At 72.8% G+C, this 21,467-nt stretch carries 19 protein-coding genes and 2 pseudogenes; 11 read left to right on the forward strand and 10 right to left on the reverse strand.

Annotated features, from left to right (window positions below; all coding sequences use genetic code 11):
• Positions 1–237: 237 nt before the first annotated feature.
• Positions 238–1,488: an LPXTG cell wall anchor domain-containing protein gene (locus tag BCL76_RS15495; protein WP_181382564.1), complete on the reverse strand. Its 1,251-nt coding sequence runs from the start codon at positions 1,486–1,488 to the stop codon at positions 238–240.
• A gap of 342 nt (positions 1,489–1,830) precedes the next feature.
• A pseudogene (locus BCL76_RS39780) lies at positions 1,831–1,993 on the reverse strand (DUF4291 domain-containing protein); the annotation flags it as partial.
• A 25-nt stretch (positions 1,994–2,018) separates the two neighbouring features.
• Between BCL76_RS39780 and BCL76_RS15505 the strand changes: the two are divergent.
• The 3 genes from BCL76_RS15505 to BCL76_RS15515 all read left to right on the forward strand — a co-directional run bounded on the left by BCL76_RS15505 (position 2,019) and on the right by BCL76_RS15515 (position 4,865).
• A complete protein-coding gene (locus BCL76_RS15505) occupies positions 2,019–2,444 on the forward strand; it encodes an AhpC/TSA family protein (RefSeq protein WP_219933952.1) in 426 nt (141 codons plus the stop codon).
• A 113-nt stretch (positions 2,445–2,557) separates the two neighbouring features.
• Positions 2,558–3,100, forward strand: a complete 543-nt coding sequence (locus BCL76_RS15510) for a DoxX family protein (protein ID WP_109780083.1) — start codon at positions 2,558–2,560, stop codon at positions 3,098–3,100.
• Between the two features lie 136 nt (positions 3,101–3,236).
• The gene (locus tag BCL76_RS15515) at positions 3,237–4,865 is read left to right on the forward strand and encodes an eCIS core domain-containing protein (protein ID WP_109780084.1); all 1,629 of its coding nucleotides are present in this window, start codon (positions 3,237–3,239) and stop codon (positions 4,863–4,865) included.
• Positions 4,866–4,911: 46 nt separating this feature from the next.
• On the opposite strand, the gene BCL76_RS15520 is transcribed toward BCL76_RS15515, so the two are convergent.
• Positions 4,912–7,398 carry a helicase-associated domain-containing protein gene (locus BCL76_RS15520; protein ID WP_109780085.1) on the reverse strand — a complete coding sequence of 829 codons (2,487 nt, stop codon included), beginning with the start codon at positions 7,396–7,398 and terminating at the stop codon, positions 4,912–4,914.
• 86 nt (positions 7,399–7,484) lie between these two features.
• Here BCL76_RS15520 and BCL76_RS15525 point away from each other — a divergent pair, with 86 nt between their 5' ends.
• Both BCL76_RS15525 and BCL76_RS15530 read left to right on the forward strand, forming a co-directional pair.
• Positions 7,485–8,519 carry a hypothetical protein gene (locus BCL76_RS15525; RefSeq protein ID WP_109780086.1) on the forward strand — a complete coding sequence of 345 codons (1,035 nt, stop codon included), beginning with the start codon at positions 7,485–7,487 and terminating at the stop codon, positions 8,517–8,519.
• A 277-nt stretch (positions 8,520–8,796) separates the two neighbouring features.
• Positions 8,797–9,414 carry an HAD family hydrolase gene (locus BCL76_RS15530; RefSeq protein WP_109780087.1) on the forward strand — a complete coding sequence of 206 codons (618 nt, stop codon included), beginning with the start codon at positions 8,797–8,799 and terminating at the stop codon, positions 9,412–9,414.
• A gap of 13 nt (positions 9,415–9,427) precedes the next feature.
• Here BCL76_RS15530 and BCL76_RS15535 read toward each other — a convergent pair whose 3' ends face one another.
• The gene (locus BCL76_RS15535) at positions 9,428–9,679 is read right to left on the reverse strand and encodes a hypothetical protein (RefSeq protein ID WP_030727717.1); all 252 of its coding nucleotides are present in this window, start codon (positions 9,677–9,679) and stop codon (positions 9,428–9,430) included.
• Positions 9,680–9,857: 178 nt separating this feature from the next.
• On the opposite strand from BCL76_RS15535, the gene BCL76_RS40325 reads away from it, so the two are divergent.
• Positions 9,858–10,241 (forward strand): cold-shock protein, encoded by a 384-nt coding sequence (locus BCL76_RS40325; RefSeq protein WP_030012939.1) that lies wholly within the window; start codon positions 9,858–9,860, stop codon positions 10,239–10,241.
• A gap of 75 nt (positions 10,242–10,316) precedes the next feature.
• Here the strand turns inward: BCL76_RS40325 and BCL76_RS15545 are convergent, their stop codons facing one another.
• From BCL76_RS15545 to BCL76_RS15560, 4 genes are all read right to left on the reverse strand, one after another.
• Positions 10,317–11,180 carry a 1,4-dihydroxy-6-naphthoate synthase gene (locus BCL76_RS15545; RefSeq protein WP_109780088.1) on the reverse strand — a complete coding sequence of 288 codons (864 nt, stop codon included), beginning with the start codon at positions 11,178–11,180 and terminating at the stop codon, positions 10,317–10,319.
• On the reverse strand, positions 11,161–11,892 hold the full coding sequence (locus BCL76_RS15550) for a futalosine hydrolase (RefSeq protein ID WP_109780089.1): 732 nt from the start codon (positions 11,890–11,892) through the stop codon (positions 11,161–11,163). Before BCL76_RS15550 ends, BCL76_RS15545 begins: the two co-directional genes overlap by 20 nt.
• Before the next feature lie 13 nt (positions 11,893–11,905).
• On the reverse strand, positions 11,906–12,397 hold the full coding sequence (locus BCL76_RS15555) for a DUF2771 domain-containing protein (RefSeq protein ID WP_109780090.1): 492 nt from the start codon (positions 12,395–12,397) through the stop codon (positions 11,906–11,908).
• A gap of 181 nt (positions 12,398–12,578) precedes the next feature.
• On the reverse strand, positions 12,579–13,937 hold the full coding sequence (locus BCL76_RS15560; RefSeq protein ID WP_109780091.1) for an MFS transporter: 1,359 nt from the start codon (positions 13,935–13,937) through the stop codon (positions 12,579–12,581).
• A gap of 328 nt (positions 13,938–14,265) precedes the next feature.
• Here BCL76_RS15560 and BCL76_RS15570 point away from each other — a divergent pair, with 328 nt between their 5' ends.
• The 3 genes from BCL76_RS15570 to BCL76_RS15580 all read left to right on the forward strand — a co-directional run bounded on the left by BCL76_RS15570 (position 14,266) and on the right by BCL76_RS15580 (position 17,079).
• The gene (locus BCL76_RS15570) at positions 14,266–15,189 is read left to right on the forward strand and encodes a DUF3027 domain-containing protein (RefSeq protein ID WP_109780092.1); all 924 of its coding nucleotides are present in this window, start codon (positions 14,266–14,268) and stop codon (positions 15,187–15,189) included.
• 62 nt (positions 15,190–15,251) lie between these two features.
• A complete protein-coding gene (locus BCL76_RS15575; RefSeq protein WP_181382565.1) occupies positions 15,252–15,494 on the forward strand; it encodes a hypothetical protein in 243 nt (80 codons plus the stop codon).
• Positions 15,495–15,621: 127 nt separating this feature from the next.
• Entirely contained in the window at positions 15,622–17,079 is a 1,458-nt protein-coding gene (locus BCL76_RS15580; RefSeq protein WP_109780093.1) for an SPFH domain-containing protein, read from the forward strand.
• A gap of 262 nt (positions 17,080–17,341) precedes the next feature.
• Here BCL76_RS15580 and BCL76_RS15585 read toward each other — a convergent pair whose 3' ends face one another.
• Entirely contained in the window at positions 17,342–18,358 is a 1,017-nt protein-coding gene (locus BCL76_RS15585; RefSeq protein WP_181382566.1) for a WD40 repeat domain-containing protein, read from the reverse strand.
• A gap of 76 nt (positions 18,359–18,434) precedes the next feature.
• Between BCL76_RS15585 and BCL76_RS15590 the strand changes: the two genes are divergently transcribed.
• Positions 18,435–19,127, forward strand: coding sequence for a GDSL-type esterase/lipase family protein (locus BCL76_RS15590; RefSeq protein ID WP_109780094.1), 693 nt, complete (start codon positions 18,435–18,437; stop codon positions 19,125–19,127).
• Positions 19,128–19,303: 176 nt separating this feature from the next.
• On the opposite strand, the pseudogene BCL76_RS15595 reads toward BCL76_RS15590, so the two are convergent.
• Positions 19,304–19,546, reverse strand: a pseudogene (locus BCL76_RS15595) (aldo/keto reductase); the annotation flags it as partial.
• Positions 19,547–19,674: 128 nt separating this feature from the next.
• Between BCL76_RS15595 and BCL76_RS15600 the strand changes: the two are divergent.
• Entirely contained in the window at positions 19,675–21,318 is a 1,644-nt protein-coding gene (locus BCL76_RS15600) for a recombinase family protein (protein WP_109780095.1), read from the forward strand.
• The last annotated feature ends 149 nt before the right edge of the window (positions 21,319–21,467 follow it).

Genomic DNA, 21,467 nt, shown 5'->3' on the forward strand with positions numbered 1-21,467 from the left:
CTCCCCCGGCTACCGCTGGGAGGTGCCCCCTGGCGGGGCTGGATTTCGGCCGTGCCCCACACGTCGGCGGGGACGGGTTTGGCGAAGGCGAGGATCTCGGGGGCGGCCTCGCGCAGGGTCGGGAAGTGGCGGTGGGCGGGCGGCCGGCTGGGAACACCGTAGGGGAGACGGCGCGGGGGCCCGGCACATGGTGTGCCGGGCCCCCGCGCCGTCGTGTTCCCCGTCGTACCGGTGGTACTAGCCGCGGACGGCCTTGCGGCGGCGGGCGCCGAGCCAGGCGGCAGCGCCACCGAGGGCGATGAGCGCGCCGGCGAGGCCGGTGTACAGGCCGGTGTCGGAGTCCGAGCCGGTGTGCGCGAGGGAGCCGGTGGGGGCGGGGGCGTTCGCCGTGGTGGGGGCCGTCGTGGCCGGGGCCGGGGTGGTCGCCACGGGGGAGGTCGGGGCCGGGGAGGTGGGCGCGGGGGTGGTGGGGGCCGGGGAGGTCGGGGCCGGGGTCGTCGGCGTGGTGGCGGGGGTGAGCTGGAACTGGGTGTCGGCGCCGGCGAACTGGTAGGTGTTGCCCTCGGTCAGGCCGATCGTCGCCTGCAGCTTGACGGTGGTGGCCTTCTTGAAGTCCGTGTGCGGGCCGAAGCTGGTGCGCAGGTGCAGGACCCGCTCGCCGGCGGCGGCGCTGAAGCCCTTCGGGATCGTCGGCAGCATGACGTTGTAGGGGTCGGTGGTGCCGTAGCGCACCCACTTGCCGTCGACCAGCGCCTCCACCTGGAGGTCGGGGTGCTCGGCGTTCGAGTCGAAGCCCAGGTTCAGCTTGGTGGCGAGTGCCTCGCCGAACTCGCCGTCGCCGGTGAGCCGGTAGGTCAGGTCCATCTCCTTGCACTGGGGCGACGGGACCTTGCACGCGCCGACGTTCTTGAAGGAGCTCTCCAGCTTGCCGGTCTTGACCGCCGGGGCCGTCTTGAAGGTCAGGGAGGCCGCGTTGGCTTCCGAAATCTCAGCCGAGTGGCTCGACGCGCGCAGCGTGAAGTCGCCGTTGGTGGTCGGGTAGCTCTTGCCGAGGCCGATGGTGAGCTTCCAGGTCATCTTGCCGCCGGCCGGGATCTCGAAGCCCTCGGAGGGCTTGCCTGCCGGGTGGAACATGCCCTGCCATTCGCCGTCCTGCTGACCGATCTTGTACTCGGTCGCCGGTGCGCTCAGCGGCTCGACCTTGTAGACCACGTCGCTCTGCTGGAGCGGGCTGGCGCCCGTCGGGTCGAGGAGCATCCACGGGTGGTAGGAGGAGACCTTGTCCGTGGTGTTGGTGACCGTCAGCTCGAAGGTCTCGGCCGCACCGCCGCGGGTCAGGGGGCCGCTCGGCACCGGGGCGCTCATCGTGGTCTTCAGCGCCTCGGGGTTGCCCTCGGTGGCGTGCGCCGACAGGGGCATCAGGACCGTACCGGCGATGGCGACGACGGCGGCGGAGGCGGTGCGGAAGGTGGCGATGCGAGCGGACATGGTGGACTCCCCCAGGAATCTTCAGGATCAGACGACAGTGGCGGCCGAGGCCGAGAGGCAGAGCAGAGGTTGAGCGGCCGAGCGAGGTGGCCGGCGTCGGAACTCCGGCGTCAGAACGCCGGGCCGTTGGTGCTGTTCTCGCCGGCGGTCCGGTTTCTTTCCCCCCGGTCGCTGCTGCGATGAACTGATCTTCACATAGATCACATCGCCAATCCGTCGTCGAGATGTCACCGCCGTGCAACAGGCCCCGGACTCTCTTCCGTACCCTCTGACCTGCGAAAACGGAATGCCCTCGATCTGTTTCGTCGAGGTGTCCCGGGACGGTGGACGTGACACGGGCGGCTACGCGCCCAAGTGCTCCAGCGGCCCCGCCGGACAGGGCGTCTCCACCGGGAGGAGGGTCCGCGCCGCCTCCGGTTCACCGGACCCGGACCAGCGGGGTCACGTCGCGGATGGCGACCGTCCACTCGTCGGCGTAGGCCCGTGACGCCGTTCCGGACAGGCCCTGCCATCTGCACCTGCGCTCGATCGTGCGGCGGCACGCCGAGATAGAGGCCGCCGGGATCCGGGAGGTCGTGGTCTTCCACTCCGGCGCCGACGAGCTGCGCGAGCACGTGGCCGACCTGCCGTTCGCCGTCATAGCGGACCCGCGCAAGCGGCTGTACGCGGAGTTCGGCGTCGAGTCCTCCTACCGCGCCCTGCTGGCCGCGCGCGCCTGGCGGGCGATCGCCGTCGGCACCCTCGACATCCTGCGCGGCCGGGCCAAGCCGCCGACGCTCGTCCAGGACGGCGGGCGTCTGGGGCTGCCGGCGGACTTCCTGATCGCGCCGGACGGACGTGTCATGGCCGCCGGGTACGGGGCGCACGCGGACGACCAGTGGCCGGTGGACAAGCTGCTGAGCCTGGCGGCACAGGCACGTTCACGTGCTTCACGTGTTTCAGGGCCGAACGGGTAGACGCCAAAGGGCGAGGGGAGGCGCGGCCACGTTGCGCACCGGTCGTCATCGACGTGCCGCCTAGGGTGACAGGCCCCCACAGGCGCCCACAGGCGACGTCGGAACGGACCCTCATGACGCAAGCAAGCTGGGACCGCACGCTCTTCAGCACCTCCTCGGCTCCCGCCACCACCGTCACCCACGACACCGGCCTGCTCCTGCTCCGGCTCGTCGTCGGCCTGAGCATGGCCGGGCACGGCGCGATGAAACTCTTCGGCTGGTTCGGCGGTCCCGGCCTCACCGCCACCGGCAAGGGCTTCACGATGGCCGGCTACCCCGCCGGGGACGCCATGGCCGTCATCTCCGGCCTCTCCGAGACCCTGGGCGGCCTCGCCCTGGCCATCGGTCTGCTCACCCCGCTCGCCGGAGCGGCCCTGATCGGCGTCTTCGTCAACATCCTCGACGTCCGGGGCCTCGGCGCCTACTTCCCGCCCAAGGGCGTGGAGCTCGAAGTGGTGCTGTTCGCCGCGATCGTCGCCCTCACCCTCACCGGGCCGGGCCGCTTCGCCGTCGACCACCACCTTCCGGTGCTGCGCGAGTCCCGGCCCCGCTACTCCCTGCTGGCGGTGCTGGTGGGCCTCGTCGCGGGGTTCGTCGTCCTGATCATCCGGGACTGAACCGGCCGGGTCGGCACGGTAGGCCGTGGGACGCGGGGGCGGTCGGGCTGCCCCGGCGTTGCCCCCGCGGCCCTCTCGGGCGGTGGCCCCCACGTGTTAGGAGGGAAGGACCAGACCTCCACCACCGGGAGCCACCATGAAACGTGAACGCGAACAGCCGGAGCGACCGGCCCCCGCGCCCCGGGCGCCCCTGACCCGGCCGCAGGACCGGAGCGGGTCCCCGGCGCCCGGGAGCCCCGCGCCCGGGCCGGGCGCGCTCGCCGCGCTGCAACGCACCGCGGGCAACGCGGCGGTGGCGCGGATGGTGCAGCGTTCCTCCGTGCACCGGGTACTCGATGCGCGCGGAGAGCCGCTGGAGCCCTCGCTCCGCGGCGAGATGGAGGCCCGGCTGGGCGCGGACTTCTCCGACGTGCGCATCCACACCGGCAGTACGGCCCAGCGGTCCGCCGCCGAGATCGGGGCCCGGGCCTACACCTCCGGCAACCATGTCGTGGTGGGCCGTGGCGGAGGGGACAAGCACACGCTCGCCCATGAACTCACCCACGTCATCCAGCAGCGCACCGGCCCCGTGTCGGGCACCGACACCGGCGACGGCCTCAAGGTCAGCGACCCGTCCGACACGTTCGAACGTGCGGCCGAGGCCAACGCGGTCCGCGTGATGCGGGGCACGGCACCGGCACCGGCTTCGGCACCGGCCGCAGAGCCGGCGCACGGCCCGCACGCCGCCCACGGCCCGCACACCGCCCACGCCGAGCACGGCGCGGACCCGGCCCACGCGCCCCGGCAGGGCGGCGAGGCAGCCGTCCAGCGTGCCCTGCCGATGGGGCTCGCGCCGAAGACCCCCGTCGTCAAGCACGAGGACGACGGCGACAGCACGAAGCGCTACGAGATCTCCAAATTCAATTTCGGGTCCTATCTGATCGCCGAGACGGACGACCCGCAGGCGAAGAAGCTCCGCGTGTCCCCCAGCGCCAAGGAATGGGGAACCGTCGAAGGGCGCGAGGAGTCCCGTAGGAACTACGAGGCCGCTCGCCGGCAGGAGACGGATCCGGCGGTCGTCGCCGCCGAGCAGAAGCGCAAGGACCTCGACCTCGGCGAGAACTACCTCAGCGCGGACTACCGCCGGATCAATCCCCTGCTGGCGGCCTTCGCGCAGGTCGGCTTCGCCCCCGACGAGATCGCGGACCCCGCCTTCTCCTACCGGTCGAAGGAGGACGCGGTCCTGCGGGCGTGGCGCGAGCTGGCCGTCGCACGCGGCTATGCGGACGAGGCGGCCGCGGCGTCGTGGGACTCGGAGCACCTGCGGAACACCTACGAGATCTACGCCCGGATCAACGGCGTGTGGAGCGACTTCCCGGTCCCGTCCGCGAACGCGGACGGGAAGGTGATGCGCGGCGACAGCAAGCACCTGTACGAGTCGTTCGGCGGGATCCTGAGGCCCGATGAGCATCCGGACGGCGGCTACGTCACGGTCGGCAGGACGATCGTGTGGCCCGCGATCCTGTCGACCACCTTCGGCGATCCGCTGACCCACAGCTATGTGGCGGGAAAGGAGATCGTCTGGGAGTTCGGCCTGCCGGAGGGGCACAAGGGAAGGTCGCTCGGTGCGAACAACCAGTCCGAGCAGGAGATGACCTTCCCGCTCGGCACGAAGATCCGCGTCGACCGGATCCTGGTACGGACGGGTGAGCACCGGGAGGAACAGGCGGACAAGTTCGGCAAGAGCGCCGTCGTGGTCGTCTTCGCCGACATCCTGGACGCGTGAGCAGCCCGCGCCGGGGCGCCGGTTCGCCGTCCCGCCCCGTCCGCTCCTACACCTGGTCGTCCGCCAACTCCGCGACACCGGTGATCCGGTGCAGCGCGTACGTCCGTACCTCGTCCGCCGTGTGGTCGTACCCGGTGACGAAGCCGCCCTCCACCCGGACCGGCGCGATGACCCGCTGGCTCGCCGAGCCCTCCGCGTTCACGTAGCCGATCCACACCGCCGATCCGGTCAGCGCGGCCGCCTGCACCGTCGCCAGGGTCTCCGCCGCGCTCGTGCGCGGCAGTTCGCCCGGCACCCCGGCCGGCGAGGTCACCGCCGGTTCCTTGCGCACCGCCGTCGCCGCCACGTCGCCCGCGCGGATCGCCCGCACGGCCGCCGCGAGCAGCGTGGCGTCCGGCACCGGCGGGCCCTCCGGCACCGGTACGGGTGCCGAGCGGGCCGGCGTGCGGTGCGCGTCGGCCCGCGCCACCAGCACGTCGCCGGTACGGGACTCCGCGGCCGGCGCGTACCCCATCGCCCGTAGCCCCTCCAGCAGGACGGTCGGATCCGCCTGCGCCGCCAGCACCGTCGGCGCGAGGCGGCGCAGCCCCAGCCCGGCCGAACGCTTGTCCGCCAGGATCTCGCCCAGCATCGCGTCGTCGTCGCAGCGCACGTACGAGGAGGCCGCGCCGACCCGCAGGTGCCCGTGCCGGCGGGCCACGTCGTCGATCAGGTAGGCCAGCGGCTGCGGCACCGGGGTACGGCTGTGCTCCTTGAGGAAGGCGTGCAGGTCGGCGGCGGCGTGCCCGGCGTCCAGGGCCCGGCGCACCGAGCCGGGCGTGAACCGGTACACCGTCGCCCCGCCCTTGGACTCCACGTCCGCGAGCACGGCCAGGGTGTCGCCCAGCGGGCGGCGCAGCGGACCCGGGGCCACCGCCGTCAGGTCGGCCTGCAACAGCACGTGGTCCACCGGCTCCGGCAACAGCGGGGCCAGCAGCGGCGCCGGGTCGCGGCCCTCCAGCAGGGCCCGGCCGGGCCCGGACAGGGCGCCCCGGCCGGTCACCCCCAGGACCTCGGCCTCGGCCAGCGTCCAGCGCGCGAGCCGCGCCCGCAGATCGCTCGCCCCGCGTACGGGACGCTCCCAGGCGAGCCGCGCCAACAAGGTCTCCGGGTCGGGCGAGGCGCCCTCCGGCAGCTCACCGAGCAGTTCCAGCACCCGCCGGCGCACCTCGGGGGCGGCGGAGCGGTCGAGTTCGGGGCCGAGCGCGGACAGCGTGCGCCCCTTGGTGTCCTGCTCGCCGACCAGCGGGGCCGTGCGGGTGGCCGCCAGCCAGGCGGTCGCGAGGTGCGACCAGCGCTCGGCGGGCGGCAGTTCGACCCAGTCGTCGAAGGCCGGGGTGGGCGCGTATCTCTCGTCCGCCTCCCCGTCACCGGCCAGCAGCCCGGCCGCGTAGGCCAGTTCGGCCCAGAAGGCCGCCTGCTGCTCGGTCGTGTCCAGCAGGGCCGCGGTCCGCTTCAGGTCCCGTACGGAGAGCCCGCCCGCCCGCAGCACCGGCGGACCGGCGTGCTCCCAGGACTTCACCAGCTCCTCGACGGTGGCCGGCGCGGCCAGCGCCTGCCCGGCGGCGTTCGCGTCCACAAGCTGTGGACGGTGCTCGCGCAGCGCGGGCACGGGCGGCGCCACCGGCGCGGTGTCCCGGTGCGCGAGCCCGCCGCGCAGGTGCAGTGCCACCTCGCGGGGCAGCACCACGGTCCGGGCCGTCGCGGGCAGCAGCAGCCCCCGGTCGCGCAGCCAGCGCACCGGCGGCGTCGGATTCGGGGTCACCTCCCCGTACGGCGGCCCCCACACGAGCCGGCCCAGCACCTGATGGGCCTCCGCCGGAGCCTCGTCCAGCAACGCCGACATCCGCTCCGGGTCGGTGAACAGCCCGGTCAGCGCCGTCACCGCGGACACCGGGTCATGGGTGGCGGGCAGCCCGACGGCCGCCACGATCTCCTGCACCCGGGTCGGCGACATCCCGGCGGTGGCCTCGGCGACGGTGGGACCCAGCCCGGTGGGGGAGGGGCGGGAGGCGGAGGGGGCGAGCAGCTCGCGGGCCGTGCGGACCAGCCGCAGCCGGTCCTCGTCGCCCCACAGCAGGGCCTGGTCGCGCAGGGTGGCCACGGCTTCGGGGAGCGCGGCGCGGGCCCGTTCGTCCTCACCACCCGTCAGCAGCCCCTCCAGCACCGGGTACGGGCACGGGTCCGGGCCCACCGCGAGCGCCTCGGCGGTCTGCAGGGCGAACCGGTCCAGCCGGTCCAAGGCGCGCACCACCGAGGCCCGGGTACCCGCCCGGGTGGCCAGCTGCGTCACATCGCCCGGCACCGGGCCGAGCAGGTCCGGGCGGGCGCGCAACAGGGCCGCGAGCGCCGCGTCGTCACGGGCGCGCAGCGCCTCGGCGAGTGAGCGCGGGGAGCTTCCCGCCGGGCTCCCGCCGGCGGATCCCGCCGCAGTGCTTGCCTCGGGCACAGTCGCCTCCTGGTCGCGTCGGCCGGTCAGTCGGCCGGTCCCCATCCGGTCAACGGTATCCGCTGCGCCCGCAGCAGCTCCACGGGCGCACGCGCTACCTTCGGGACAGGCGGTAAGGGAGGAGCCTGGGCGTGGGGATCGAAAGCGACCATCTGGTCTACGAATATCTGAGCCGCGTCGGGGACTTGGCGCAACAGCGGCAGCTGTCCTCCGGCGACCGGATGCGGTTGGTGTCGGGGCTGCGGGACGAGATCGACCGTCGGCGCGCCAAGTACGACCCGGACACCCCGGCCGCCGTACGCCGCATCCTGGAGCGGATCGGCACGCCGGAGGAGGTCCTGGACACCCTCGGCACCCTCGGCGCCGCCGGGTCCCGGCACGGCGCGGCCCCGACCCCGACCCCGGCCCCGGCGGCGCCCGCCGACCCCGGCCTGTCGGTCCCCGTCCAGCGGGGTCCGGGCCGCCTGCGCGGCCGGACCACGCCCCCGGTGCGCGCCGCGGAACCGGAGAACGTGCCGCCGCACCTGGCCGGCCTGGACGACCTCGGCCCCTCCGGCGGGGCCGAGCCCGACTGGTGGCGGATGAGCCCGGGGACGCACGGGGCGGGCCCCCAGGTCGAGGGCTTCGCGGGCGGCATCGAGATCCCGGACCTGTTCAAGGAAGGCCTGGAGGAGGAGTCGGCGGAGGCCGGCAAGGGCGGGTCGGCTCCGCCCGCGGCGGACGAGAAGGGCGCGCAGAGCCTCGTACGGTTCCTGCGCGAGCGGCGGCGCGCCAAGAAGGAGGCGGCGGCAGCCGCCCCCGGAGCCGAGGCCGCCGTGGCCGTGGCGGGTCGGCCGCGGCCGAACGCCTTCCTGCTGCTGGCCGCGGCCGTACTCGTGGTCGGCGTGCTCACCGGCTACTGGCTGCTGCTCGTGGTGGGCTGGCTCCTTCCGTACGCCTCGCGCGTGCTGGGGCCCACCGAGCGGAAGTGGGCCGTCTTCGGCCCGCCCGGCGCGGTGCTGGCGGGGGCGGTGCTGTGGGTGTGGGGCCGGATGAACGGCAAGTGGGGTGAGACCCTGGCCGACGACCAGCTGAGCGGGGCGCTGCACGGGATGTGGCCGTGGGTGCTGCGGGGCGCGGCGCTGGCCTCTGCCGGGTACCTGGTGTGGCGGGCGCGACGTCGGTAGCCGAGTGCGGCGCCGTTGCCGGGGGCGCTGCCCCCGGACCCCCCGCGCCTCAAACGCCGGCGGGGCTGAAAGAGCGCCTCAAACGCCGGCGGGGCTGAGAGAGCGCCTCGAACGCCGGCGGGGCTGAGAGAGCGCCTCGAACGCCGGCGGGGCTGAGAGAGCGCCTCGAACGCCGGCGGGCCGAAAGAGCGGGCGTTCTCCTGATGTAGGCCCGCAGGTCGGCCCGTGGCCGGCCCTCGGTCGGTCTGCCGTCCGGCCGCCTCGGCACAATGGGGGCATGAACCTCACCGTCGGCTTCGACCTCGACATGACCCTCATCGACTCGCGCCCGGGTATCAAGGCCACCTACCAGGCCCTCGCCGCCGAGACGGGAACCTTCATCGATGCCGACGAGGCGGTCACCAGGCTGGGCCCGCCGCTGGAGGAGGAGCTCGCGCACTGGTTCCCCGAGGCCGAGATCCCGGCCATGACCGACCGCTACCGGGAGATCTACCCCACGTACGCCATCGCGCCCACCCCGGCGATGCCGGGCGCCCGTGAGGCGATCGAAGCCGTCCAGGCCCTGGGCGGCCGCGCGATCGTGGTCACCGCCAAGCACGAGCCCAACGCCCGCCTGCACCTGTCGCACCTCGGCATCGAGGCCGACGCGGTCGTCGGCTGGCTCTGGGCGGAGGCCAAGGCCGGTGCGCTGCGCGAGTACGGGGCGCAGGTCTACGTCGGCGACCACGTCGGCGACGTACGCGGCGCCCGGACCGCCGGCGCGCTGTCCGTGGTGGTGCCGACCGGCCCGTGCCCCGAGGAGGAACTGCGCGAGGCGGGCGCCGACGTGGTCCTGCCCGACCTCACCGCACTGCCGCAGTGGCTCGCCGGGTACCTCGCCGCGCAGCCCGTCTAGGCGGCGGCACGGCCTAGGCCTGCGAGGCCCGGGCCGCCCTGCGCTGCGCCGCGGCCGAGCGGAGCACGCCCGCCGCGGAGATGGCGAAGCCCACGCCCATGAGCATGCACACCGCCCATGCGTACGGCGGGAACGGGTCGACGTCGAGGAAGAGCGGAGCCATGGTCGCCAGCGTGGCCACGGCCCCGGCGATGAACACGATGCCGCCGGCCTTGACGAGTCCGTCACCGGGCCGCGCTTCGTCGGAATGAGGAGTAACAGTCACCTCACCAGGGTAGTTGCCTGGCCGAAGGCAGCCGACGGCGAAGGACCGGGGAACGTCTTGTCACCCGGCCCCTGACCATTAGCCTTGAGGTGGCGGGTCACACATGGCCCGCTGCGCTGTTGTCCGGAGCCGTTCACGGCCCTTCGGACCCCGACGAGCACAAGGACAGAGGACGGACGTGCCTACCGGCAAGGTCAAGTGGTTCAACAGTGAGAAGGGCTTCGGCTTTCTCTCCCGTGACGACGGCGGCGACGTCTTCGTCCACTCGTCGGTGCTCCCTGCCGGGGTGGACGCTCTCAAGCCCGGCCAGCGCGTCGAGTTCGGTGTCGTCGCGGGCCAGCGCGGTGACCAGGCGCTTTCTGTGACGGTACTCGACCCGGCACCCTCCGTCGCGGCGGCGCAGCGGCGCAAGCCCGACGAGCTCGCCTCGATCGTGCAGGACCTCACGACCCTGCTGGAGAACATCACTCCGATGCTGGAGCGCGGCCGCTACCCCGACAAGGTGCACGGCACGAAGATCGCCGGACTGCTGCGCGCGGTGGCCGACCAGCTCGACGTCTGAGCCTCACCGGCACGCGTCCACGACCGCGCCCCGCCACTCGCAAGAGCGGCGGGGCGCGGTCGTGCGTGCGGGGCATCAGCCCCGCGGGAAGTCCAGCGAGCCGGGCGCGATGGCCGGTACCAGTCCCTCGGCCGCCGCCCGGGTGAGCAGCCCGCGCACCGCCGCGTAGCCGGAGTCGCCGAGGTCGGCGGTGAACTCGTTGACGTAGAGCCCGATGTGCTGGTCGGCGACGGCCGGGTCCAGCTCCTGGGCGTGCGCGCGGACGTACGGGCGGGAGGCCTCCGGGTCGTCCCAGGCCATCCGGACCGACGTACGGGCCGACTCGGCCAGCGCGCGCAGCCGCTCCGCGCCCAGCGAGCGCCGGGCGATGATCGCGCCGAGCGGGATCGGCAGGCCGGTCGTGGACTCCCAGTGCTCACCCATGTCGGCCAGGCAGTGCAGCCCGTAGTCCTGATAGGTGAACCGGGCCTCGTGGATCACCAGACCGGCGTCCACCCGCCCGTCGCGGACCGCCGGCATGATCTCGTGGAACGGCAGGACGACGACCTTGCCGACGCCCTCCGGCAGCACGTCCGCCGCCCACAGCCGGAACAGCAGGTAGGCGGTGGAGCGTTCGCTCGGCACCGCGACCGTCCTCCCCGTCAGGTCGAGCCCCGGCTCGCGGGTCAGGACCAGCGGGCCGCAGCCGCGCCCCAGCGCCCCGCCGCAGGGCAGCAGCGCGTACTCCTCCAGCACCCACGGCAGCACGGCGTACGACACCTTCAGCACGTCCAGCTCACCGCGCTCGGCCATGCCGTTGGTGAGGTCGATGTCCGCGAAGGTGACGTCGAGGGCGGGCGCGCCCGGGACCCGACCGTGCGCCCACGCGTCGAAGACGAACGTGTCGTTCGGGCAGGGCGAATAGGCGATCCTCAGCGGTTCACCGGTGGTCGTGCTCATGGCGTTCTCCCCAGTTCGCGAGTACGGGCCCCAGCACGCGGAAGCCGTCGGCGAGCGCGGTGAGCGCCTCCCCGATCCGCCAGGCGGCACGGTCACGAGGGCCCACGGCGTTGGACACGGCGCGGATCTCCAGTACGGGCAGCCCGTGCGCGGCGGCCGCCTCCGCGACCCCGAACCCCTCCATGGCCTCGGCCCCGGCCATCGGGTGCCGGGCGGCGAGCGCGGCGGCCCGGGCGGCGGTCCCGGTCACGGTGGAGACGGTCAGCACGGGCGCGAGCAGCGCCCCGGTCGCCTCGGCGGCGCGCGCGGCGAGCTCGGCGGGCGGCAGGTGCACGCTGTGCCCGAAGCCGAGCTCCGTCACGTCGAGGAAGCCGTCGGGGGTCTCGGCCCCCAGATCGGCGGCGACGATCGCGTCGGCGACCACGAGGGAACCGAGCGGGGCGGCGGGCGCGAACCCGCCGCCGATACCGGCACAGACGACGAGCGCGTAGTCGGCGAGGGCCAGGGCGGTGGCGGTCCCGGCGGCGGCCGCCGCCGGACCGACGCCCCCGACGAGCACGTCGAAGGCGATGCCCGGAAGGTCCCGGCGGTCGATGAGGTAACTGCCGGGCAGCGTGCGCGGTTCAGGACCGAAGGCATCCGGATGAGGGGTCAGCCCGGTGGTGACGGAGTCTGCCTCCGCCGCCACCGCGGTCACGACGAGCGCGCGCACCTCTGCCGCCCGGTTACTTGAGCTTGAGGTTGAAGGACCAGACGGCGAGCGGCTTGCCGTCCTCGGCGATCTGCAGGAACGCCAGCTTCTTCGAGGAAGGCGCCTCACCCTCGCCGCCGGTCGCGAAGACGTCGGCGCCCGGGAAGCTGCGGTAGGTGTTCGAGGAGGGCTCGGTGATCGGCTGGCCGTCCAGGACCGCCGACCAGCGCCTGCCGTCCTCGACGACCTCCGGCTCGACCCCCAGACGCAGGGTGTCACCCCGGGCGTACTCGACGGTCTTGGGGTTCTTGATGTTGGTGAGGCACTCCTGGACCTGGTCCAAGGAGAGCTCCTTGCCGTCGTTGTGGCAGGAGGCTTCGGCGGACACCGACGAGGTGCCGACCGTCACGGTCGCCAGCGGCGTCGGCTTCTCGCCGCAGGCGGAGAGGAGGAGGAGGCCGGCGGACACGGCTCCGAGGGCCGCGACGCTGCGGCGGGCCCTACCCGAGAAAAGCGGTGCGGTCATGAGCCGAAGGCTATCGGGCCCCTGGGCTGCGCCGCTGCATGGGGTCCCGGTGGCCTGCGGCGCGGCGTTGCTCCGGTTGCGCGAAGCCGTCACCCGGGCTTCCCGGGGCTCCGCCCCGGACCCCGCGCCTCAAACGCCGGCGGGGCTGTCTTTCAGCCCGCCCGGCCCCCGCACGGGAAGGTCACGCCACGCGGGGCCGGGAGGTGCCCGCGTGTGGGCGGGGGGAGGTCAGGACGCCGCGCAGGGCCATCGTCGTACCCAGGGCCACGATCGCCGCGGCCACCGCCATGCCCAGTACGCCGTTCAGCGGCAGCACGATGCCGATCGCACCGCCCAGCACCCACGCCACCTGGAGCAGCGTCTCCGAACGGGCGAACGCCGAGGTCCGTACCGACTCCGGCACGTCCCGCTGGATCATCGCGTCCAGCGACAGCTTCGCCAACGCCTGGCAGAAGCCCGCCGTCGCGCCCAGCACGGCCATGAACACCCCGCTGAAGAACACCGCCGCGAGCACCGCCACCGCCAACGTCAGGCACAGCACCGCCGCGATGATCGCCTCCGGTGCCCGCGCCCGCAGCCACGCGCCCGCCGCCGTGCCACAGGCGTTGCCCACGCCCGCCGAGACGCCCACGATGCCCAGCGACACCGCCGCGCTCTGCCCCGCCAGCGGATGCTCGCGCAGCAGGAACGCCAGGAAGAAGATCAGGAACCCGGACAGCGCACGCATCGAGGCGTTCGCCAACAGCCCGCACAACACCGAACGGCTCACCGTCCGCAGGCCCGGACGCTTCGAATGCGCCTCGTGCGTGGACAACCGCGCCCGGCGCTCGCCCTTGGCCTCGTCCACCTTGTGCGGCAGCGTGAACGCCGCGACCGTGCCCCACACGAAGACCAGGCACGCCCCGTACAGCGGCCACTGCGGCCCGATCAGATTCAGCGCGGCACCCACCGGCGCCGCCACGCCCGTGGCCAGCAGACCGGCCAGCGTGACCCGCGAGTTCGCCTTGACGAGTGAGAATTTCGGCGGCAGCAGCCGGGGCACCACCGCACTGCGCACCACCCCGTACGACTTCGACGCCACCAGCACGCCGAGCGCCGCCGGATACAGCTGGATGCCCCCCGTGGCCACCGCCCCCGACATCAGCAGCGCCAGCAGCGCGCGGGCCAACATCGCGGCCGCCATCGAAGCCCGACGGCCGTGCGGCAACCGGTCCAGGAGCGGGCCGATCACCGGGGCCAGCACGGTGAAGGGAGCCATCGTGATGCCGAGGTACAGGGCCACCCGGCCCCGTGCCTCGTCCGTGGGAACGGAGAAGAACACCGTCGAGGCCAACGCCACCGTGATCAACATGTCGCCGGCGCCGTTGATGGCGTGCAGCTCGATCAGCTTGCCGAGGCCCGATTCACCGGCCCCGTGCGCGTGCGTGGCCCGCCGGATCCCGCGCGCCGGAAGGTGCAGCGCACGCCCGACAGCCCGGCCGGCCCGCCTGGCCGGTCCCGAGCCGTCGTCGGACGACCGTACGGGTGCCACACTCGACATAGTGCCCCACCCGGCCCTCCCGGGGCGCCTCCCGGCGCGTCGCGCACCCGGTGGCTTGTCCGCGAATCGGACCTTGCATGTGTGCCCGAGGCTTAAGAAGAGGTAGCGTGCGTAGCGCGCCACCGGCGGTTGCTCCTGGCCGCGCGCCTCTTCGTGATCCCGCAGAATGGGTCGCAGTGAGGTGCGCCCGGAGTCCGATCGGGTGCGGACGTCGACGCGGCCCTCTGGTCCGCTCCGCCCGTGCCACGTACGGACAGCACCGACGGGTCGTTGTGGACGACAGTACGGACGGCGCACACGTGAGACGGCGTAGGAGAGAACGAGACCAGTGAGTGCTGCGACGACGCGAAGCCGTACCCCGCGTACCCCCGACCGCCTGTGCGTCGAGGCGGTAGAACTCGCCCGCGCGGCGGCCGAGGAGGCCGCCTTCCCCGGAGTGGTCGGCGCACACGTCTCCGCCGTGGCGGAGGGCGACCGCGTCGTCACCCACTTCTTCGAGTCCAAGGAACCGGGCTACCGCGGCTGGCGCTGGGCCGTCACCGTGACCCGCGCCTCCCGCGCGAAGAACGTCACCCTCGACGAAACGGTGCTGCTGCCCGGCGACGACGCGCTGCTGGCCCCCGAGTGGGTGCCGTGGAGCGAGCGGCTGCGCCCCGGCGACATGGGCCCGGGCGACCTGCTGCCGACCGACGCCGAGGACCTGCGCCTGGAGCCGGGCTGGTCGGGCGAGGACACCCCGCCGCCGAACTCCGTGGTCTCCACCGAGATGGCCGAACTGGTCGAGGCCGAGGACGCCGACGTCACCGACCGCGCGGTGGTCCCCGTACGCGGCTCCATCACCTCGGTCGCCGAGGAACTGGGCATGCGCCGGGCGCGCGTGCTCTCCCGGTACGGGCTGCACACCGCCGCCGACCGCTGGGACGAGTCCTTCGGCGCCAAGACCCCGATGGCGCAGGCCGCGCCCGCCTCCTGCGTCTCCTGCGGCTTCCTGGTGGCCATCGGCGGCTCGCTCGGCCAGGCCTTCGGTGTCTGCGCGAACGAGTTCAGCCCGGCCGACGGCCGGCTCGTGTCGCTGTCCTACGGCTGCGGCGGCCACTCGGAGGCCGCGGTCATGCCGGCGCCGCTGCGACCCGCCCCGCCGGTGCTCGACTCGATGGCCTCGGACGAGTTCACCCTGCGACCGACCCCCGACAGCGGATCGGTCCCGGACGCGGAGTCCGACCTGCCGGCCGCGGACCTCGGCCACTCGTAGGACGCCCGTAGCCCACTCGTAGGCCACTCGTAGGGCGTACGCGTCCGGCGTACCCTCGACCCATGGGGGACAGGGGCGCGGACACGCACGCGGACACGGACATGGTGGGAATGACCGGCCGGGTGACCGGTACGGTCGGCCCCGGCCTGGTGGGCGAGGTCATCGTCCGGATCCGGGGCGGGGCGGAGCACTTCCTCGCCCATCCGGTCCACGGGACCGGCCGGCTCGCCGTCGGAACGGTGGTGACGGTGGTCGAGTACCTGCCGCCGCGCACGGTGTACGTGATGGCCGCCTACGACAACTGACGCCCCGTCCCACCTGTACGTATCAGGATGGCGACAAGACGCGGCCCGCATCTTCCGGCCGGGGCCGTACGGGCGCAGACTCGGCCTCGTCGGTGCCGAACGGCACCGCGCTAAGGGGGCGTTGCCGATGGCTATCGGCGTCGTGGCGGGACTCGTGCTCGCCGCAATCGTGGCTCTGATCGGCCTGTTCAAGCTCATGTGGCGGGTGGCCGAACCGAACGAGGCACTCGTCATCTCCGGCTCCACGCACAAGACCGAGGGCCTCGGGCAGGGCATGGGGTTCCGGATCGTCACCGGGCGGGGGACGCTCGTACTCCCGGGCGTGCAGGCGGTACGGAAACTGTCCCTGGACCTCAACGAGACCCAGCTGTCCGTGGACTGCGTCACCCACCAGGGCATCCCGCTGCGGGTGAAGGGCGTCGTCATCTTCAAGGTCGGCGACGACCTCGTGTCGATCGCCAACGCGGCCCGTCGCTTCCTGGACCAGCAGAAGATGATGCCCGAACGCGTGCACATCGTCTTCGCGGGCCATCTGCGATCCATCGTCGGCGGATTGACGGTCGAGGACATGATCCGCGACCGGGAGAAGCTGACGGGCCAGACCCGGATGGCGTGCGGTACCGAGATGGAGAAGCTCGGCCTGATCGTCGACTCGCTGCAGATCCACGAGATCGAGGACCCGACCGGCTACATCAAGAACCTGGCGATGCCGCACGCGGCGGCCGTGCAGCGGGACGCGAGGATCGCGCAGGCCGAGGCGAACCGGCTGGCCACGGAGGCCGAGCAGGCCGCCTTCGCCCGGATGGCCGAGGCGACGCGCGACAGCGAGATCCTGCAGGCCGGCTACCAGGCCGAACGGGACAAGGCGGCGGCGACGTCCCGTCAGGCGGGTCCGCTGTCGGAGGCGGCCGCCCGCCAGGAGGTCGTCGTCCAGGAGACCCGGGTCGCGGAGCTGGAGGCGCACCGGCGCGAGCAGCAGCTGCAGGCGGACGTACGCAAGCCCGCGGACGCGGCGGCGTACGAGACCCGCACCCGGGCCGAGGCCGAGCGTGACGCCCGGATCTCGGCTGCGCAGGCGAAGGCGCGGGAGACCGAGCTCGCGGCGGCCGCCGAGGCGACGCGGGTGACGACGGCGGCGACGGCCGACGCGCAGGCCGTGGAGGCGCGGGGCATCGCGTCGGCGAAGGCCACGCGGGCCACGGGTGAGGCGGAGGCCGCGGCCACGCAGGCGCGGGGCCTTGCGGAGGCCGAGTCGGCGAAGGCCCGCGGTCTGGCCGAGGCGGAAGCGATCAAGGCGCGGGCCGCCGCGCTGGCGGAGAACCAGGAAGCGGTGGTCGCGCAGCAACTGGCCGAGAACTGGCCGGCGATCGTGGAGGCGGGCGCGGGGGCCTTCGGGAACGTGGAGCACATGGTCCTGCTGAACGGGGCCGAGGGCATGTCGGAGATGTTCGCGAAGGCGCTGACGATGGGCGGCACGGGCCTGGGCGTGGCCCGCCAGCTCCTGGCCTCGATGGGCCAGACCCCGCCACCGGCGTCCCCGCCCGCCGCACCGGTGAACGGCCGCATCCCGATCCGCGAGGAGTAACGGGCCGCCATTTCAGCCCCGCCGGGTGGGCCCTTCACGCCCTCCCGGCGGGCACTTCAACGCCTCCGGCCGCCATCTCAGCCCCTCCGGCGTTTGAGGAGCGGGGTCCGGGGCGGAGCCCCGGCAACGGCGCGGGCGCCGCACCGCTCGGCTTCCGGCGCGGCGCCGTTGCCGGGGGGGCGCTGCCCCCGGACCCCCGCGCCTCAAACGCCGGCGAGGCTGGTGGTGGGCGCCAGTCCGGATCGGCTCGGCGCAGCCGGGGTCAGCTGCTGCCGCCGCGGCGGCGGAGGAGGCGTTTGGTGCCCAGGACCAGGATCAGGCCGCCCGCCAGGACAAGGGCTCCCTTGCCGAAGCCCGCCGGCGGTTCCGGCAGGGCGGACGCGCCCGGCGGGGAGCCCGGCTGCGGTGAGGTCGACGGAGCGGAGGCGGCGGCGACCGGGACGGCGATGACCCGGCTGCCCTCTCCCTCCGCGCCGAACATCAGCGTGGAGCCGTCCGGCGTGTACGTCACCGACTCCGCCTGCCCCTGCCACGGCGCGTCCACCCGCTCGCCCTCGCCCACCGGCAGGCCGTCCTTCCACGGGTAGGTACGGGCGATGAAGTAGCCCCGTAGCGTCAATCGGGTCCCGTCGGGGGAGAACGCCCCGTCCGTCACCCACGGCACGTCGGCGACCCGCCGGAACTCGTTCGTGCCGCCCGTCGACAGCTGCGCCGGGCCCTCGTACAGGCCGCCCTTGCTCTCGTCCTTGCTCGCGATGTAGACCCGGCCCGTCACCGGATGGACCATCAGGGACTCCGCGTTGCGCGGGCCGTCCGCGTACTTCACCGTGAACTGCGCGGCCTCGACCGTGACATCACCCAGTTGCTTCGGTTCCGGGAAGCGGTAGATCCACACGTGGTCCCAGGTGCCGCCCCGGTTGTCGCCGATGTCCCCCACGTAGAGCTGCCCGTCCGGGCCCAGCGAGATCGCCTCGACGTCGCGCGGCTTCCCGATCCCCTTCAGCGTCACGCGGGCCACCGTGCGGCCCGTGGCCGAGTCCACCGCGTAGATGAACGGGCCGTCGTCGCTGTCGTTGTGCGTCCAGTACACGCCCGGGTGGATCCGGCTGGCGGCCAGGCCGCTCGACTCCTTGATCCGCGGGTCGGAGATGGTGAAGGAGGACCCGGTGGGGGTCTCCGCCGCGTGGGCCGGGCCCGGCAGCACGGCGAGTGCGGCGGCGACGGCGGCGGTGACGGCAACGGCGGCGGACGCGGCGGCGGACGGCATGGGCAGGCGCATGCCCCCAGCCTGCCAGTACGTGCCGCGTGTCCGGCGTCACAGGGGTTTCTGTCGCGCGATCCGCGATGATGACCGGATGCGTTTCATGTTCGTCGGTGACTCCATGACCATCGGACGCGCCGGCGACTACACCTGGCGCTACCGGATGTGGCAGCACCTCAGCTCGACCTTCGGCGGGCCCTACCGGATCGTCGGTCCGCGCTGCGAGCTGTACGACACCGTCGCCGACACGCCCACCAGCCACGCGTACGCCGACCCGGCCTTCCCGGAACGCGCCCGCCGCCACCTGGCCGGCTGGGGCGAGGGCTGGCAGCACATGGCTCCCCTCATAGGCCCGGCCGTCGCCGACACCGGCGCCGACGTGCTCCTGGTGTCCCTCGGGCTGATCGACCTCGGCTTCTACACCGACGCCGAGCAGACCGCCGCCAACGCCCGCCTGTTCGTGGCGCAGGCCCGCGCCGCCCGGCCCGGCGTCCGGATGGTCCTGCTGCCGGTCATCCCGAACAGCCGGGCCGAGGAGGACGCCCCCTTCGCGGCCGAGGTGGCCCGCTTCAACGAGCTCCTCGCGAAGGCGGTCGCCGACCTGACGACCGATGCCTCGCCGATCCTGCTGGCCGCGCGCCCGGACGCGTACGACATCCACCGCGACACCTACGACGGCACTCACCCGAACGCCGCGGGCGAGCACCGGCTGGCGGGTGAGTTCGCGGCCGTCCTGCACCAGGCGTGGGGGCTCGGCGGCCCCTACCGGCCCGCGCAGGGGCTGTAACACGCCCTTCACGGCGGGGTCTTGCTTCGAGCGCACTCCAAGGTGGCCGCCGCCCGGCGTGAAGGGGCGACGACCACCGGACGTAGCGCTACGCGAACACCAGACGAAAGCCTCCGGGCCGGGGAAGATCTCGTCCAGGTCGTCGTACGCCTGCACCTGTGCCCGTACGGGACCATCCCGCGTCGGGCGGCCGTCTCGCTGGCCTCGGCGATCTTGTAGCCGGGGAAGTCGGAGGAGCCCGAGTAGAGAATCCAGCCCTGCTGGATCAGTGCCTCGACTGCCTGCCGGATGTTCAGCGCCGGCAGACGGTCGTAGTTGGGTCAGGTGTCGGCGTCGCGGTACATGGAGCCGTACACCTTGGTGGCGAGGGCCGTCTTCTCGCGGCGGTCGCCGCCCTGGGCGAACCAGGTACCGATGATCTCCTCGGTGCGGCCCTTGTTCTCACCTCATCCCTACACGTTGGCCACGTCGAACAATCCATTTTGACGCCCTGCCCAACAGGGCCCTAGCGTCGATCCCCAAGCACCACAGGGGAGGGGAAGAGCACGTGGCAAGAGTCCTGGGAGTGGTCCGCCTGTCGAAGGTGTCGGACGAGACCACATCGCCGGAGCGCCAGCGCCGATCGATTCAACGATGGGCCGACCAGGAAGGGCACGTCGTCGTCGGATGGGTTGAGGACATCGACGTTTCCGGTGGCGTCGAGCCGTGGAAGCGTCCGGAGTTCGGCAAGTGGCTGCCGTCCACGATCGGCAAAGAGGTCAGCGACATCGAGCACCGGATCGCGCTGCAGGAGTCCCGTGCCGACGAGTACGACATCATCTGCGCGCTGAAGATCGACCGCCTCTCACGGCGTGTACTCCACGTCCACACACTCGTGGAGTGGTGTGAAAAGCACGGCAAGGAGGTCGCCACCGTCGAGGACGGGATCAACCTGAACACGCAGATGGGCAAGCTCCTGTTCAGCCTGATCGCTTCCTTCGCCGAAGGGGAACTCGAAGCCATCAAGGCCAGGGCGAAGTCCTCGTACAACCATCTGGTGAAAGAGGGCCGCTGGCGTGGTGGCCGCATCCCGTACGGCTACCGGGCGGAGAAGCAGGACACCGGTGACGGTTGGCGGCTGGTCCCGGACGACTACGGAACGGACACCGCTGGGACGCTGCGCGAGATCGTCCGTCGGCTCATCGAGGGCGAGTCGGCGAACAGCATCGCCCAGTGGCTCAACGAGGACCCGGCCAATACCCCGGTGTCGCTGGATGCCCAGCTGATCAGGAGCGGCAAGCCTCCGAAGGGCGGCCGGTGGACCGCCGCGAACACGGCCAAGGTGGTGCGCTCCCTGAACGTTCTCGGCCAGATGGAGGTGACGGAGGAAGTCGTCGTCGACGGCCGGAAGACGAAGCGAACCCGCGTCGTCCGTGACGCGGAAGGGAGCCCCCTCCAGCGGGCGGATCCGCTGATCACCCAAGAGGATTGGGAGCTGGCGAACAAGAAGCTGGACGAGAACATCAGCAAGCGCAACGGCAATCGGAAGGGCGGCTCCCCGATGCTCAGGGTCGCCTTCTGCACCTGCGGAGAACCGGCGTACCTCAGCCCGGGACGGAACTGGCCCTACTACCGCTGTGCATCCCGGACCACGCACAAGCCCTGCAGTACGGGCAGCAAGGGCATTGCGGCTCATGTGCTGGAGGAAGCCGTCGAGGAGGTCTTCCTGCGCGCGGCCGGCGATGTCGAGATCGTGCGGAAGGTTTTCCGCCCCGGCGTCGACTTCACGCGGGACATCGAGGAGGTGAACCGCGCTCTCGCAGAACTCCGGGAGGACCGTGAGGCCGGCCTCTACTCCAGTGAGCTGGGCAAGCGGGAGTACCGGGAGACGTACAAACGGCTGGACGCGCGACGCGAGCAACTCATGACCCAGCCCACCCGGCCGGACGGCTGGGACGAGATCCCGACGAATGAGACCTATCGCGAGCGCTGGGCAAAGCTGTCGACCCAGCACGAGAAGGGCAAGGAGCTCCGGGCAGCCGGAGTCAGGGCGGTCATCCACGCCGAGCCGCCGATGACCACTATGGAGGCCATGTCCCAGGAAGGAGATGACGCCATGTGGCAGGAACGAAAGGGCCGCGTTCAGGTCTTGATCCCGATGGACTTCAAGTGTCGGGTCCGGGACTTGGCGGCGGTCCACAGCGAGAGCTGACCGCATCCTCCTTGGACGACGGGAGGCCCCGCTATGTGGTCGGGGCCCTTGAGCCTGGGTGCCCTGTGAGGACCATGGCGGCTGGGGCTGGTCCACCCGCTAGGTCTCCGCAACGGGAAGCCCAGACCTCGCCGCAGGCCGCTAGCGGG

The organism is Streptomyces sp. CG 926, assembly GCF_003148825.1.
Lineage (GTDB): Bacteria > Actinomycetota > Actinomycetes > Streptomycetales > Streptomycetaceae > Streptomyces.

Excerpts from the sequence above, each read along its gene's own strand:
- BCL76_RS15495 (WP_181382564.1), bottom strand. The coding sequence starts at position 1,488 with ATGTCCGCTCGCATCGCCACCTTCCGCACCGCCTCCGCCGCCGTCGTC.
- BCL76_RS15510 (WP_109780083.1), top strand. The coding sequence starts at position 2,558 with ATGACGCAAGCAAGCTGGGACCGCACGCTCTTCAGCACCTCCTCGGCT.
- BCL76_RS15515 (WP_109780084.1), top strand. The coding sequence starts at position 3,237 with ATGAAACGTGAACGCGAACAGCCGGAGCGACCGGCCCCCGCGCCCCGG.
- BCL76_RS15520 (WP_109780085.1), bottom strand. The coding sequence starts at position 7,398 with ATGGGGACCGGCCGACTGACCGGCCGACGCGACCAGGAGGCGACTGTG.
- BCL76_RS15530 (WP_109780087.1), top strand. The coding sequence starts at position 8,797 with ATGAACCTCACCGTCGGCTTCGACCTCGACATGACCCTCATCGACTCG.
- BCL76_RS15545 (WP_109780088.1), bottom strand. The coding sequence starts at position 11,180 with ATGAGCACGACCACCGGTGAACCGCTGAGGATCGCCTATTCGCCCTGC.
- BCL76_RS15555 (WP_109780090.1), bottom strand. The coding sequence starts at position 12,397 with ATGACCGCACCGCTTTTCTCGGGTAGGGCCCGCCGCAGCGTCGCGGCC.
- BCL76_RS15560 (WP_109780091.1), bottom strand. The coding sequence starts at position 13,937 with ATGTCGAGTGTGGCACCCGTACGGTCGTCCGACGACGGCTCGGGACCG.
- BCL76_RS15575 (WP_181382565.1), top strand. The coding sequence starts at position 15,252 with ATGGGGGACAGGGGCGCGGACACGCACGCGGACACGGACATGGTGGGA.
- BCL76_RS15580 (WP_109780093.1), top strand. The coding sequence starts at position 15,622 with ATGGCTATCGGCGTCGTGGCGGGACTCGTGCTCGCCGCAATCGTGGCT.
- BCL76_RS15585 (WP_181382566.1), bottom strand. The coding sequence starts at position 18,358 with ATGCGCCTGCCCATGCCGTCCGCCGCCGCGTCCGCCGCCGTTGCCGTC.
- BCL76_RS15590 (WP_109780094.1), top strand. The coding sequence starts at position 18,435 with ATGCGTTTCATGTTCGTCGGTGACTCCATGACCATCGGACGCGCCGGC.